Origin of the sequence: Aquirufa avitistagni (assembly GCF_042715545.1) — a bacterium.
GTDB classification, from domain to species: Bacteria; Bacteroidota; Bacteroidia; order Cytophagales; family Spirosomataceae; genus Aquirufa; species Aquirufa avitistagni.
Genome location: NZ_JBBKXZ010000001.1, coordinates 1,166,576 through 1,181,352 on the forward strand (window position 1 = coordinate 1,166,576; position 14,777 = coordinate 1,181,352).

At 42.9% G+C, this 14,777-nt stretch carries 11 protein-coding genes; 2 read left to right on the forward strand and 9 right to left on the reverse strand.

Going from position 1 to position 14,777, the window contains the following annotated elements; genetic code table 11:
- Window positions 1–113 precede the first annotated feature (113 nt).
- Genes U0R10_RS05100 through U0R10_RS05115 form a run of 4 tightly spaced genes read right to left on the reverse strand, consistent with a single transcriptional unit; the run spans window position 114 to window position 5,499 of the window.
- The gene (locus tag U0R10_RS05100) at window positions 114–3,086 is read right to left on the reverse strand and encodes a glycosyltransferase family 117 protein (RefSeq protein ID WP_377982868.1); all 2,973 of its coding nucleotides are present in this window, start codon (window positions 3,084–3,086) and stop codon (window positions 114–116) included.
- Between the two features lie 60 nt (window positions 3,087–3,146).
- Entirely contained in the window at window positions 3,147–4,172 is a 1,026-nt protein-coding gene (gene pheS / locus U0R10_RS05105; RefSeq protein WP_377982869.1) for a phenylalanine--tRNA ligase subunit alpha, read from the reverse strand.
- Between the two features lie 3 nt (window positions 4,173–4,175).
- On the reverse strand, window positions 4,176–4,820 hold the full coding sequence (locus U0R10_RS05110) for a porin family protein (RefSeq protein ID WP_377982870.1): 645 nt from the start codon (window positions 4,818–4,820) through the stop codon (window positions 4,176–4,178).
- 1 nt (window position 4,821) lies between these two features.
- Window positions 4,822–5,499 carry a porin family protein gene (locus tag U0R10_RS05115; protein WP_377982871.1) on the reverse strand — a complete coding sequence of 226 codons (678 nt, stop codon included), beginning with the start codon at window positions 5,497–5,499 and terminating at the stop codon, window positions 4,822–4,824.
- Window positions 5,500–5,606: 107 nt separating this feature from the next.
- Here U0R10_RS05115 and radA point away from each other — a divergent pair, with 107 nt between their 5' ends.
- Window positions 5,607–6,986: a DNA repair protein RadA gene (gene radA, locus U0R10_RS05120; protein WP_377982872.1), complete on the forward strand. Its 1,380-nt coding sequence runs from the start codon at window positions 5,607–5,609 to the stop codon at window positions 6,984–6,986.
- On the opposite strand, the gene truA is transcribed toward radA, so the two are convergent.
- The 5 genes from truA to U0R10_RS05145 all read right to left on the reverse strand — a co-directional run bounded on the left by truA (window position 6,961) and on the right by U0R10_RS05145 (window position 13,542).
- On the reverse strand, window positions 6,961–7,716 hold the full coding sequence (truA, locus tag U0R10_RS05125; protein ID WP_377982873.1) for a tRNA pseudouridine(38-40) synthase TruA: 756 nt from the start codon (window positions 7,714–7,716) through the stop codon (window positions 6,961–6,963). The genes radA and truA overlap by 26 nt on opposite strands.
- 7 nt (window positions 7,717–7,723) lie before the next feature.
- Window positions 7,724–9,955, reverse strand: a complete 2,232-nt coding sequence (purL, locus tag U0R10_RS05130; protein ID WP_377982874.1) for a phosphoribosylformylglycinamidine synthase subunit PurL — start codon at window positions 9,953–9,955, stop codon at window positions 7,724–7,726.
- 346 nt (window positions 9,956–10,301) lie between these two features.
- Window positions 10,302–10,874 (reverse strand): nucleotidyltransferase family protein, encoded by a 573-nt coding sequence (locus U0R10_RS05135; protein ID WP_377982875.1) that lies wholly within the window; start codon window positions 10,872–10,874, stop codon window positions 10,302–10,304.
- The gene (locus U0R10_RS05140; protein ID WP_377982876.1) at window positions 10,875–13,064 is read right to left on the reverse strand and encodes a xanthine dehydrogenase family protein molybdopterin-binding subunit; all 2,190 of its coding nucleotides are present in this window, start codon (window positions 13,062–13,064) and stop codon (window positions 10,875–10,877) included.
- 4 nt (window positions 13,065–13,068) lie between these two features.
- Window positions 13,069–13,542, reverse strand: a complete 474-nt coding sequence (locus U0R10_RS05145) for a (2Fe-2S)-binding protein (RefSeq protein WP_377983014.1) — start codon at window positions 13,540–13,542, stop codon at window positions 13,069–13,071.
- A 71-nt stretch (window positions 13,543–13,613) separates the two neighbouring features.
- Here U0R10_RS05145 and U0R10_RS05150 point away from each other — a divergent pair, with 71 nt between their 5' ends.
- The gene (locus tag U0R10_RS05150) at window positions 13,614–14,765 is read left to right on the forward strand and encodes a THUMP-like domain-containing protein (RefSeq protein WP_377982877.1); all 1,152 of its coding nucleotides are present in this window, start codon (window positions 13,614–13,616) and stop codon (window positions 14,763–14,765) included.
- Window positions 14,766–14,777 lie beyond the last annotated feature (12 nt).

The following is a 14,777-nucleotide window of genomic DNA, read 5'->3' on the forward strand; positions in this document are numbered from 1 at the left end:
TGAGAGGTAAGAAGTGAGAGGTAATAGTAACAAATAAAAAAGCCCAGGGGATTTCCTTGGGCATTTTTATTAATATGTCAACTCTCAGTTCTTACCTCTCACTTCTCACCTCTTTATTGAACCCTCGCCATTTGCTTCATGAACTTAGATTCAAGATCCTTGTATTTCGCTGGGGATACCTTGGATTCCTTGAACGAAGAAACAATCACATTCATTTCATATAAGGCAATTTGAATATCACGCTCATGCGCACGCATACCGCCTGATAAGTAGTAATCTAATGCTTGATCGTTACGGTCCACCATCGTTTTGGCCATTTTCAAGGCTTTAGATTCTTCGCCTAGCAATAGATATAAACCAACCATACTAGCCGAAAATTGATCGTAAGGAATCACTTTGTTTGGCATGATTTGCTCCAAATGATCTAAGACCTTTTTAGCTAAAGGGGCATTGCCTTCACGAACCAACTGGTCAGCAAGTCTATACGTACCCAAACGCAAGGTCACACTTGGAATACCCATATAAAAGTCTCCATGGTAGTAAACCTTTTCATCATTCAAACCACGCCAATACATCCTATTCAACATGTTATCCGCCATGATTTTCGAATTCACGAAACCATCCTGTGCACCCTGAATTTTAAATGGCATCAAACGATACGCATAACCTTCTAATTGCATACTCTCCTTCAAACCTAAATACTGGTCATTCGGCAAGGTCGCCGCAAAATAGATCGGACGTGTCCAACCAGCTAACGCGTTGTTTGAGATGATCTCCAATTGAATTAACTCCCCTTTAAAGATATTTTTTGAGGGCAATTTCCAGCTAAGACGGTCCGACAAGAACGGCACGAACTCCTTAGGAAACCAGTTGGACTGCGCCACTTTCATTGCATTCACAGGAATCACTAATGAATCAGATGGGAATGTATTAATCAATTCACCACTTTGCGTCTGCGCTTGAATGCGCGGATCATCTTTATGCACTAAATCTAAATAATCAGGTAAGGACATCTCCTTGATATTCGGATTTTCCGAATACATGATTTGATCATTAACACCCTCTAAAAATTGATCCTTTTTCAAGACAATTGGCAAAGGACTTGATTGGTAGGTTTGACGCTTCATTTGATCAATGTACCAATCCGTACCCAATAGGGACAAATTACACACACGCACATCTGTACGGAACCCTTCTACCTCTTGAACGTACCACAATGGGAAAGTGTCATTATCACCACCTGTAAATAAGATGGCATTCGGAGCACAAGAATTCAATAGGTTTTTGGCAAAATCAATTTGATGGTAACGGCCACTACGATCATGATCATCCCAGTTTTGCTGCGCCAAAATGGCTGGCGCAGAGAAACTTAAAATGGTCACTAGGGCCCAACGAACCTGTGGTTTCTTCACGATGAGACTCAACCATTCGAATAATTGCATTACGCCCAATCCTGCCCAAATCGCTAAGAAATAAAACGATCCCACATAGATGTAATCACGCTCACGTGGTTCTACCGGTGGTGAATTCAAATAAACAACTAAGCCCACTCCCGTCAATACAAACATGAGGATGGTCACTAAGAAGTCCTTCTCATTCTTGCGATACAATAGATAAAATCCGAAAAGGACCAGAAGCAATGGCAAATAATAATAGTTATTCCGCGCTTTGTTATTCTTCATCACATCTGGCAATGCAGATGTATCTTCAAAGACATTAATTGCCCAAGCGTCCTGTTGGTCACTTTCCCGACCTACGAAATTCCAAAGCAAATAGCGCATGTACATATGCCCCATTTGATGGCTAAACATAAATCGTAAGTTATCGCCAAAACCCGGTTTTTGACCTGCCGGAATGCCTAGCATATCTTGATACAAGGCAACATGTTGGCCCGAATTACTCCACACACGTGGCAATAACATTTGTTGGTCCTTCTGATACACATATTCTGGCTTGTGTGTGTAAACCACATACTTACCATCTTTCATTTTGTAAACCTCATCCCCTTCTTTAAACTCCTCAATCTCAGCCGTATACACAGGACCGTATAGCAAGGAACGTGATCCATATTGTTCACGCTTCAAATACTTCAAGAAGTTCAAGATATTACTTGGATCATTCTCGTTAATCGGTGGATTATATCCCGAACGAACCAATGCCACCGTGTAGGTAGAATAACCAATCAGTAAAAACACAAAGGAGAACAATGCCACATTTAATACCTCTTTTCCCGCTTTGTAGGAATAACGAATACCCAAAACGATAGCGGCTAGGAGCACCAACAAGAAGAAAATTGCTCCCATGCCATAGCTCATGCCCAGGTTATTTACAAACTGTAATTCAAACCAAAAGGCCATCGAAGGCAATCCTGGAATGATTCCTGAATTAATGATACCTAGAATGAACAAACCACCCAGTATCGCGATAAATCCGCCTTTGTACGTTGGCTTAGCCTCTTTCTTAAAGTACCATAACAAAGCCAATGCAGGCAAGGTAACCAAGTTCAATAAATGGACTCCAATGGAAAGACCAACCAAATAAGCGATGAATAAAATCCAACGATTAGCTTCTGCTTCGTTTTCAACCAACTCCCAACGAAAGGCTGCCCAAACAACAATAGCCGTAAAAAATGAAGACATGGCATATACCTCAGCTTCTACAGCAGAGAACCAAAACGTGTCAGAGAATGCATAAATTAATGACCCTACAGCACCTGAAAGCAATAAAATAATTCCTTCCGACTGTGTCAATTCCGCAAATGACTTGCGTAATACCTTACGACCAATCATCACGATGGTCCAATGCATGAACAAGATGGTTAATGCACTCGCTACCACAGACATCATATTAATCCAGAACGCCACACGCGTCACATCGCCTAAAGCTAGGAAAGAGAACATACGTCCGAGCAACAAGAATAAAGGTGCTCCTGGAGGATGCGGTACCTGTAATTTGTAGGCACAAGCAATGAATTCACCACAGTCCCAGAAAGAGGCTGTTGGCTCCACCGTTAGCGTATACGTGATAAGAGAAATGGCAAAGACAATCCAACCTACGAGGTTATTATTGCGTTTAAATTGCTGCATAAGAAATTAAAATAATGTCAAAAGTAAGTCAAAATCCGCACTCACGGACTTTAAAATTTGTTAATTGAACTGACGTAGAAAACGGACATCATTTTCCGTAAATAGACGTAAATCTTTGATTTGGTATTTAAGCATGGTGATGCGTTCAATACCCATACCGAATGCAAAGCCGGAATATTCTTTGGAATCAATACCTACATTCTCTAGGACGTTCGGATCAACCATACCTGCACCTGCAATTTCTACCCAACCTGCTTGCTTACATACATTGCAACCATCTCCCTTACATAAAAGGCAGGTAATATCCATCTCCGCACTTGGCTCAGTAAACGGAAAATAAGAAGGACGGAAACGAACTTTCGTATCCTTGCCAAACATCTCCTTCGCGAAGTGATATAAGGTATCTTTCAAATCTTTAAAGCTCACTTCCTTGTCGACATACAAGCCTTCAACCTGATGAAACAAGCAGTGAGCTCGAGCTGAAATGGCCTCGTTACGAAAAACACGACCCGGCATAATCGACCGAAAAGGTGGCTTAGCATGTTGCATTAAGCGAATTTGAACATTCGAGGTATGCGTACGTAATAAGACATCATCTTGAATTTCGCCTTGCCCTTTTTCGATGAAGAATGTATCCTGCATTTCACGTGCTGGATGATTTTCAGGGAAATTTAACGCGGTAAAATTATAGAAATCTGTTTCAATCTCCGGTCCATCTGACACCGAAAAGCCCATCCGGTTGAAAATCTCAAGGATACGTGAGCGTACTAAGGTCAACGGATGTAATGAACCTTGAATCAAAGGATCTGATAAAGTTAAATCAGCAGGTATTTCAATCGACTGATCCGCACCCGCAAATTCTTCTTGAGCAGCAGCAAACTTAGCTTCGGCTAAATTCTTTAACCCATTTAATGCTTGGCCTACATCACGCCGACTCTCCGCTGCGACGTCCTTCAAACCATCAAATAATTCAGCTAAACGTCCTTTCCGACCTACAAACTGAATACGAAATTGCTCTAATGCTGCCGCATCTGAAATAACAAATGCCTCAATTTCAGACTGAATCGCCTGTATTTTATCGTTCATAATTTAAAATAACTTAAACCCAACTGTCACATGGAGTGATTGCGGTTTTTGCGAGAAATAAACACCTTCCGGCTTTAATAAATCGGCCGCTAAATCCGTTTGACCTAGCTCATAGCGTAAATCTAAACTTAAGCGCGAATAAGTAACACCAACACCCGCTTGGTATGAATACATAAATCGTGGAATTCCCAATTTACCATATCCATTAAAGTAATAATGCGTCAGCTCCTCCAAATTGTCATAGCGGGCATGTCCGAGAGATCCTACTGGGCCACCTACGACATAGATATGCTTAAATGAATATCCTAGTAATAAAGGCACATCTACGGTCATGTAATCCGAGTCAACTTCCGAATAGACACCTGATGTGGAGTTCAATGCAGTCATCTTTCCTCCGCGAGTAGACAAGGTCATTTCAGGTTGAAAAAAAAACTTTTTACCTACGCGTGCATAGCCTCCAAAGGTGTAGCCTTGCTTGAATGCTGCGCTATTTCGAATCAAAACTGATTCCCCTTTAAATCTAAAATCGGTAGAATAATTTTGAATATTTGCACCCCCTTTCAGACCTATAGATAACCAAGAAGGGATTTTTTGGGCAGATACCGAAAAACTCAATAGACTTACCAGAAACAATAGGCATGCTCTCATCTTATAATATTTTCATTCCCAAGGTAGCTTGAAATGAACTCGCTTTTTGGGAAAAATTAACACCGGAAGGCAAAGGAATCGTTTTCGACAAATCTGTCAAATTACTCTCGTAACGAACATCTAAGGTAAACCCTAATAGATCAATGCCCGCGCCCGCCGTGTAAGAGAAATAAGCATTAGATGCGGCATCACTTAATGTGCCATTTAATGCTTTCAGTTGAGAAAAAGTAGTATTGGGTGTCACACTGTACGAAGCTACAGGTCCAGCCATAACGTGCAATGGTCCTAAGCGATATCCCAACATCAACGGAATATCAACGCTGGTGTAACCAATCTCCACCTTTTTATCTAATCCAAGCGCCGCATTCAGCACGTTAACTTTGGCATATTTAATTCCAGCTAATAATTCAGGTTGAAAAAATACGCGCCGACCGAGCCGAGCATAAACCCCAGCCACATAGCCATTTTTGGCTGTCATACTCTTGGCAACATAATCTGAAACACCATCCACCGTCAAACCGTCCAACGTTAGGTTGGTTAAATTAACCCCTCCCTTAATTCCAAATCGGAAAAAATTACCCGTTGCCTTACGTACGGGCATCAACAATTGTGCTCGCACAGGAGTCACAAAAATGAAAGAAAGTAAAAGAAGGCCAACAACCCTACCCGATATCCTCATGAACAAAAACGGTTTTAGTCAATTAAGCTGTAAAATTATCCTTTTTCATCCAAAAAAAAAGGAAAACCCAACGAAAAGCGTAATTTTGAAACCAAATAAAATCACACGTGGCTAAAGCTAAAACTTCCTTTTTCTGTCAATCCTGCGGACATAATGCACCCAAATGGCTAGGCAAATGTCCCTCTTGCGGAGAATGGAATACGTTCGTGGAGGAATTAGTGGAAGTTAGCTCTCACCCAGCTGAAGTTTGGAAAACAAAAACCTCCTCCCGATCTAAGCCACAACCGAAATTACTTCAAGAAGTCGACTTCGAAAATACACCTAAAATACCCTGTTCAGATACGGAATTCAGTCGGGTATTAGGCGGCGGAATTGTACCTGGCAGCTTAGTGTTAATTGGCGGTGAACCAGGAATCGGAAAGTCGACGCTCCTATTGCAAGTGGCCCTTTCGTTAAATGGCACAAAAGTTTTATACGTGACGGGAGAAGAATCCGAGCAACAAATTAAACTTCGTGCAGACCGTCTAGAGAAAAAATCAGATAGCTTATATATTCTAACGGAAACAAATACACAAGCCATTTTTAAGCATTTGGTGGACCTTGAACCGGAATTAATCATCGTTGATTCCATTCAAACCTTATTTTCAGACCAAATCGAATCAGGCCCAGGTTCCGTTTCTCAAATTCGCGAATGTGCATTGGAACTGATGCGCTTCGCTAAAGAGTCCAATACCCCGATATTTTTAGTTGGCCATATCACCAAAGAAGGATCTATCGCAGGACCTAAAGTGCTCGAACACCTAGTAGATACCGTCCTTCAATTTGAGGGCGACCGTCACATGATCTACCGCATTCTTCGTACTACAAAGAACCGATTTGGTAGTACATCTGAATTAGGTATCTACGAAATGCTGGGATCTGGCTTGCGCGCCGTCACAAATCCCTCGGAAATTTTATTATCCCAGCGGGATGAACCGGCTTCTGGTGTAGCCATTGGGACATTAATGGAAGGAAATCGACCCCTATTAGTTGAAATACAATCCTTAGTTTCCACCACATCCTATGGAACTGCGCAACGAACCGCCAATGGATATGATGGAAAACGTTTGAATATGCTTTTGGCAGTTATCGAAAAGCGCGGTGGATATAAATTAGGCACGCAGGACGTATTCTTGAATGTGACGGGAGGAATTCGCGTGGATGATCCGGCATTGGATTTGGCCACTTGCCTATCCGTGGTTTCTTCTTACGAAGATAAGATTATTGATTCATCTAAATGTTTTGCGGCAGAGGTAGGATTAGGTGGTGAATTGCGTTCGGTCACACGTATAGACCAACGAATCGCTGAGGCAGAAAAATTGGGATTCAAAGAAATCTGGATTTCGAAATACAATTTGAAAGGCTTGAATTACAAACCGAAAAGCATTCAGATTAAATCTGCGGCCAGCTTGATGGATGTCATTATGAACATCTGGCGCCAAAACTAGCTTCGGGATAAGTTACTTTCACCAAGTGCAACCCGTGTGCAGGAACTGCCCGACCGGCTTCTTGTCGGCTTTTTGATTCCAATATCCGTTTTAAATCAGCTACCGTCCATTTACCCATACCGATTTCCATCAGTGTACCCACGATGGCGCGAACCATCCCGCGTAAAAAGCGATTTCCTTCGATTGTAAATACCAAGTTATCGCCATCTACCTCCCAAAAAGCACGCATAATCGTACATTCAAAGGTATTTACCTCCGTTTTCACTTTCGAGAAACATTGAAAATCGGTGTGAGACAAGAGTAATTTGGCAGCCTCATTCATCGCTGACAGATCCAAATCTGCTTCGTACCAGTAGGCGAAATCACGCAAAAATGGATCCTTTTGGCGCGTGATGCGGTATTCATATGTACGCGAAGTCGCATCAAAACGTGCATGAAAATCATCTGCAACTGTATAAATGGCTTGCGCTGTTAATGCAGGCGATAGCATCCGATTTAGACGGTAAATTAAATTTTCATCGATTGAAACTGAAGTATCAAAATGCGCAATTTGATGCGCCGCATGCACACCGGTGTCCGTCCGACCGCTTCCCGTGATCGCAACTGTTTCTCCCAATAAAAGACTTAATTTTTCCTCTAATTCCGCTTGCACACTAGGTGCATTCGGCTGGATCTGATATCCATGAAACGAGCCGCCATCATAAGCGAATTGCAGTGCATAGCGGCTCATCTTGAAATTATTTTGTTAAGGCAGTTTCCAATGCCGTAAAGTAAGAACCGGAAGCCTTCGCTAATGAACTTACCACTTGGCCATCGACCACCATATCAGTACCTTTTACGGTACCCAATTGCGAAGATTTAACACCCAATCCTGCTAAATGAGCTTCAAAAGCAGCTTTCTTCGCTGGAGCAACCGATACAATCACACGCGATTGTGCCTCACCAAACCACATCGCATCTTGACGAATACCTGCATCTGATTTCACATCAAATCCTAGGCCACGTGGGAAAGCTGATTCCGCCATTGTTACTAAAACACCTCCGTCAGACACGTCATGTGCTGATTGGATTAATTTGGCTTCAATTAATTCTGAGATGCCTTTTTGAACCAATTGCTCAGTAGGTAAATCAAAATGCGGTGCCGGCGATGCCTTCACCTTGCGGTATGAATATAAAAACTCAGAAGAAGCGATGTCATTCACGGACTCCCCTACTAAGTATACTAAATCTCCTTCAGCCTTGAAATCCAAGGTCATTTTGTTTTCGGCTTTTTCTAGAATACCCAACATACCAATGGTTGGCGTCGGGAACACCGGACCTTCATCCGAAGATTGGTTATAGAAACTTACGTTACCACCTGTTACCGGTGTTTCGAACGCCTCACAAGCTTTCTTCATTCCTTTGATCGCACCTACAAATTGCCAGTATACTTCTGGAACGTATGGATTACCAAAATTCAGGCAGTTGGTGATTGCCACCGGCAAACCTCCCGAACAAACAATGTTACGTGCTGCCTCCGCAACAGCCATCGCACAACCCTCTTCTGGATCTGCGTTGACATAACGTGAATTACAATCCACCGTGATCACAATCGACTTATCTGAACCGTGAACCTTTACCACACCTGCATCCGAAGGCGCATTTGTGTTACGATTCGCACGGCCGATCGATGAATCATATTGTTCCGCCACCCACTTCTTGGAAGCGATGTTGGGATGATTCATAAGGAAATCAAATGCTTTTGGCAATTCTGCCGCTGGAATATCTTGTACGGAATTGATGTCAAATTTTTTGAACTCTTGGAAGTAAGCAGGCTCCTTATATTCACGGTGATATACCGGTGCGCCTCCACCCAATACCAAATCATCCGCAGGAACGTCCGCTACTAACACGCCATCTTGGTAGAATTCCAAACGCTTCGTGTCTGTCACAGTGCCAATTTGCTCACAATTCAAATCCCACTTATCAAAAATCTTCTTCGCCTCCGCTTCACGTCCTTTTTCCACGACGATCAACATACGCTCTTGTGACTCGGATAATAAAATTTCAAATGGCTTCATATTCGCCTGGCGCGTAGGAACTTTGGAAAGATCAATGATCATTCCGTGCTCTCCTTTGGCAGACATTTCAGACGTAGAACAGATAATTCCTGCCGCACCCATGTCTTGAATACCAATCACACAACCCGCTTCGATGATTTCCAACGAAGCCTCTAATAATAATTTCTCTTGAAAAGGATCACCTACTTGAACTGCAGGTAATTTTTCTGATGATTTGGAAGTAATATCTTCGGATGCAAAACTTGCTCCACCAATTCCGTCTTTTCCTGTAGCAGATCCGACAATAAATACACCATTACCTACTCCGTATGAAATAGCAGATGCTTGGGTACCCACCTTCAAAATACCTGCAGAAAAGGCATTTACGAGTGGATTTACATTATAACAATCGTCAAATTGAACTTCTCCACCGACCGTTGGGATACCAAACGCATTCCCGTAATCACCAATTCCCTTCACAACCCCTTTCACTAACCATTTAGTCTTCGCCAAATCGATGTTACCAAAACGCAAAGAATTTAATTGAGCAATTGGACGTGCACCCATGGTGAAAATATCCCGGTTGATACCGCCTACACCTGTCGCAGCACCTTGATAAGGTTCTAATGCCGAAGGGTGATTGTGGGATTCTATTTTGAAGGCACAGCCTAAACCGTCGCCTAGGTCAACAAGACCGGCATTTTCTTCACCGGCTTTAGCCAACATGCGTGGAGAATCTTTCGGAAGTGTCTTTAACCAAACAATAGAGTTTTTATAGCTACAGTGTTCAGACCACATAACAGAGAAAATGGACAACTCAGTAAAGTTTGGCTTGCGGCCTAAAATTTCCTGAATACGGTCGTATTCTTCTGGCAATAAACCTAATTTTTTGGCTGTTTCTACGGTAGGTAAGCTTTCGATCGATTCCACAATAAATTGTTATAGTAAGAAATGCACTTGCATTGACGCAAGAAGGCACAAAGGTAATAAATTTAGAGGAGAGACCCGAAAAAATATTAGGTAAAAATAGTAAGATGAAGAGAGGTTATTTATAGCGTATAACGATCAATGTCTAACGTCCAGCGTCAAAGAAGAAATCGGCGTAAAAACGCCTCAAACTTTGGCAATCCTGAAAGGTTTGCCAAAGAAAAAAGTCCAACGTCTGACGTCCAGCGTCTAATGTCTAAAAAAAAGGAATCGGCGTGAAAACGCCTCAAACTTTGGCAATCCTGAAAGGTTTGCCAAAGAAAAAAGTCCAGCGTCTAAAGTCTAGCTTTTATATCCCCCAATACTTCCGATCCTCCGGAACATCCACATCCCTGAATTTATCTGAAAAGTGAACGATCTCGCAGAGCATGGGATTCTGGCGCCAAAATTTACCTAAGCCTTGATCGCCACTCCAATGATCAAATAAAGGTCGCAAAGCTTGCGGAATTAATACAGGGGGAGAATTAACTCCTTGAAATGAGGCGACAATGGCTCGATCTGGATTGGCCAACGACGTTATGTTCTTCAAATGAGAAGAGGTCAGAAAAGGCAAATCGCATAACAAAACCAATACATCACGCGAGATATCCACCGCTTTCAGTCCTACGGCCAAAGACTCTCCCATTCCCTTTTCCCATTCCGCTACCTGAACAAAAGTCAAGTTGGGAAACTCCTTTTGTAAATTTTCAATAATAGCACTAGACTGCTCCACTTCAGCCCCAAGGCAAACCAAAACTTCTTGGCATACCGAAAACGCAAGGCGTATGGAGCGCTCAAGCAAGCTTTGGCCTTGATAAACTAATAATTGTTTCGCTTCCCCTAAACGAGAAGAGGCCCCTGCGGCCAGAATTAATCCTACCATTTAAATCGAACTTAAATCTAATGGCAACGTGCGGACACGTTTACCTGTGGCTAAGTAAATGGCATTGCACAAAGCAGGCGCCACGGGAGGTAATCCAGGTTCCCCTACACCACCAGGCTCTTCCTCATTTTGCATGACATGAATCACTGCATCCGGAATTTCGCCTTGTCTGAGCACCGCATAGTCATGAAAATTACTTTGCTCAATCACCCCATGATTCCGGGTAATTTCATTTTTGATGGTAGCTGAAAGTCCATACACCAAATTACTTTGCATTTGGGCAACGATATTATCAGGGTTAACAGCAAAACCACAATCGATCACCGCGTAGATTTGCTTAATCTTGACACCTGTCCCCTGCTTTTCTACCTCAAATGCATGGGCAGCGATACTGGCAAAAGAACGGGCAATCGCGATACCAATGGATTTACCTGATTTGCGTTTGGCCCGATAATCGGAAATTTCTGCCAACTTATTTAGTACGGCTACAAAACGAGGGGAGTCTTTCAACAAATGTAATCGTAGGTCCAGCGGATCCTTTTCACCTTCATGGGCTAATTCATCCATGAAACATTCCTGAGCAAATACATTGGTCGACGCATATACAGAACGCCACCATAAAATAGGCATCTGCGGATCAACCCAATTAAATGAATTACGACGCGCAGGAAAAGCATACGGACTATCCTCGATGCTTATACCCTCTCCCGCCCACGGATCAATTTTTCCACGCATATCGGCCTTGAATACATTAGCCATAATGGACGCACCATTTAACCGATGTTCAAATGCCAAAACATTTCCTTGATTATCGATTCCGCCTTGCATAGCTGAAATCATTCCCGGACGGAATGGTCCTTGTTGGATATCTTCCTCCCGCGTCCAAATTACCTTAACTGGCGCATTCACCTGACGTGAAATATGCGCTGCTTCCAATACATAATCGTAATAAGCTTTCCGACCAAACGCCCCTCCTAAAAAGGTCACATTGATTTTTACATGTTCAGGCTTCATTCCTAAATAACCTGCTAATTCAGTTACTAAACTATCAGGCCCTTGAACAGGAGCCCAAACTTCTACTTTACCATCCTGCACATAAACCGTTGCATTGCAAGGTTCCATGGGAGCATGCGCCATAAAGGGCGTTTGATAGGTTGCCTGAATTTTATAATCTGATAACTGAAGGGCTTTGGCAAAATCTCCAACGGCTGCGTCTTTATACGTAGCACCTTCAGATTGCGCCTTGGCTTTGGCAGCATTAAAATATTGCGATGTGGCACTTTCTGCGGCTCCCTCAGAAGACCAAGCAGCTTGTACCAATTTCTTTCCCTTCAAAGCTGACCAATAAGATTCAGCTACTACGGCAATAGCTTCCGACTTCGCACGAGCCTTTTGATTTAATTCAACATCGGGCGAAAATGGACCATGGTAAAAATTACGTTCAGTCTTTAACACGAAGCGAACCCCTTTAACCCCCATGGCTTTGTCGGCACTAAAGCTTTTCACCTTACCATAAATCGTAGGGGAATGCACAATGCTCGCATACAACATCCCAGGTAATTTGACATCCATACCAAAAATGGCAGTTCCGTCAACCTTGGAGGTGACATCCGGACGGAATGATTTCTTACCTAATTGGGTAAACTCACTCCATGTTTTTAAGCGCGGCTTTTGTGGGACCGGCAATTTAGATGCTTCTTCTACTAACTCGCCATAGGAAAGCTTGGCATTTGAAACACGGTTAATGATATATCCGTCTTTGGCGAAACAATCTGTGATGGAAACTTTCCAACGATTCGCACCGGCTTGCAAAAGCATCTCTTTCACAGCCGCCCCAGCTGTTCGCATGGGAATCCATCGGGTGCGCACGGAAGAGGAGCCTCCCGACAATTGGGACCCAAAACGAGCAGATCCGTCTGTCATTTGAATAGCTACCTTATCTAATGGAATCTCTAATTCCTCAGCAATCAACATCGGCAGCGACTGATAGGTACCTTGTCCCATATCAGGCCGCGGATTAAAAATAGTCACCTTGCCCGCTTCGTTAATAATAATGTATGGATTGATCTCTATGCCTAGTGCGGTTACTTTATGTAAAGTTTTTGATTTACCTGAAACGGAAAAACCTAGGGCTAGGATGAAGGCCGACTGCCCTCCGATGCGAATAAAATCACGTCTTGATGTGTTCATGTCCTTAGGCTTTTTTAGATTTTTGAATTTTAGCAGCAGCTGAATGAATGGCTTGGCGCATGCGCGGATAGGTGCCACACCGACAAATATTTCCGGCCATCGCGTTATCAATATCTTCATCGCTTGGATTAGCATTTGAAGCTAATAAAGCGGAAGCGGCAAGTATTTGACCTGATTGACAATAGCCGCATTGTGGGACCTGAGCTTCGATCCAAGCTTCCTGGACCGCATTACCTGCAGCTAAACCTTCGATGGTTGTTACTTTGTCTGTTAATTTAACTGTCGATACGGGCGTTGAACACGAACGAATTGGTTGGCCATTTAACAGGACCGTACACGCGCCACACAAACCCATGCCGCAACCGAACTTCGTTCCTGTATATCCTATTTCGTCACGAATGACCCATAAAAGTGGGGTATCTGAATCCACATCGACGCGATGCTTCTTGGCATTAATCGTTAGTTGGTAAGTAGGCATAATCCATTTTTTAATACCCATAAATTTACAATAAAATTTAATTTATCCACTTAGGGTTCTATTTTTGCCAAATGCTCCTACCGAACGAAATTGAATTTATTGCAACTAATGGCCAGCGGTCCCCGGCGGACATCGCCTTAGATGCGCGTAAATACCCGGAGCTTGATATCAAAAAAATGGCGCATCAGATTCAGGCGCGTCAGAAACTGGTAGATAAATTACCGAGCTGGGTGGCTGAAAAAAAGGTCTTCTTCCCTGCCTCTATTTCACTTGAACAATCCTCGTCTGAAAGCACTGCCAACTACAAAGCATCCTTAGTTTCTGGTCGGCTGATTGATATCACCGGAGGAATGGGCGTTGACACTTGGGCATTTGCCCAAACATGTGCGCACGTGACTTATGTAGAAATGCAGGAGGATTTAGCCTCATTTACGGAATATAACCACAAGGTACTCGGCGTTAAAAACATCATATATTTCGCTAAAAATGGCCTTGATGTGTTAAATCAAGTGGAAATTGACTGGATTTATGTGGATCCGGCACGACGAAATGCACAGGGGGAAAAGGTGATTTTATTTAAGGATTGCCAACCGAACGTGTTGGATGTCATTGCGCAGCATCCAACTAAAAAGATACTCATTAAGACGAGTCCGGTGTTAGATATCAGTCGGGCCGTACACGAATTAGGCGGCGTCAGCCAAGTTTATGTGGTGAGCACCAAGCAAGAAGTCAAGGAGTTGTTATTTGTGAAGGCTGGAAATGAATCGCTGGACCCGAAAATTACTATTGTTGAAGAAGGTCAAACCATTTTCGAGGGCACAGCTATTCAGGAACGCGAATCAAATAATGTTATTGGAAGCCTAAAACGCTATGTTTATGAGGCACACCCCGGCGTGATGAAGGCTGGATTTTTCAAGTCGGTGCTTCGAAACGACCTCATTCAATTAGGCCAACATACGCATCTCTACAGTTCGGAAAGTATCATGGAGGATTTCCCGGGCAAAATATATGAGGTTATTGAATCGGGACCGGTTCAGGCGAATTGGCTTTCGGTCAATCAGGCGAATATTAGTACACGTAATTTCCCGATGAGCCCGGAGGCTTTGCGGAAAAAGTTAAAGTTGAAAGACGGAGGCGCCTATACGCTCTTTGGAATTCAAAATTCGAGTAAAAAAAATGAGCTGATTCTCACCAAAAAAATTACCTTTGCTCATTCAAATTAACACATCAACTCA

Bases quoted from the DNA above. Each gene is read 5' to 3' on its own strand.
- U0R10_RS05110 (WP_377982870.1), bottom strand. From the start codon at position 4,820: ATGAGAGCATGCCTATTGTTTCTGGTAAGTCTATTGAGTTTTTCGGTA.
- U0R10_RS05100 (WP_377982868.1), bottom strand. From the start codon at position 3,086: ATGCAGCAATTTAAACGCAATAATAACCTCGTAGGTTGGATTGTCTTT.
- U0R10_RS05150 (WP_377982877.1), top strand. From the start codon at position 13,614: ATGCTCCTACCGAACGAAATTGAATTTATTGCAACTAATGGCCAGCGG.
- U0R10_RS05140 (WP_377982876.1), bottom strand. From the start codon at position 13,064: ATGAACACATCAAGACGTGATTTTATTCGCATCGGAGGGCAGTCGGCC.
- U0R10_RS05135 (WP_377982875.1), bottom strand. From the start codon at position 10,874: ATGGTAGGATTAATTCTGGCCGCAGGGGCCTCTTCTCGTTTAGGGGAA.
- pheS (WP_377982869.1), bottom strand. From the start codon at position 4,172: ATGAACGATAAAATACAGGCGATTCAGTCTGAAATTGAGGCATTTGTT.
- U0R10_RS05145 (WP_377983014.1), bottom strand. From the start codon at position 13,542: ATGCCTACTTACCAACTAACGATTAATGCCAAGAAGCATCGCGTCGAT.
- U0R10_RS05115 (WP_377982871.1), bottom strand. From the start codon at position 5,499: ATGAGGATATCGGGTAGGGTTGTTGGCCTTCTTTTACTTTCTTTCATT.
- truA (WP_377982873.1), bottom strand. From the start codon at position 7,716: ATGAGCCGCTATGCACTGCAATTCGCTTATGATGGCGGCTCGTTTCAT.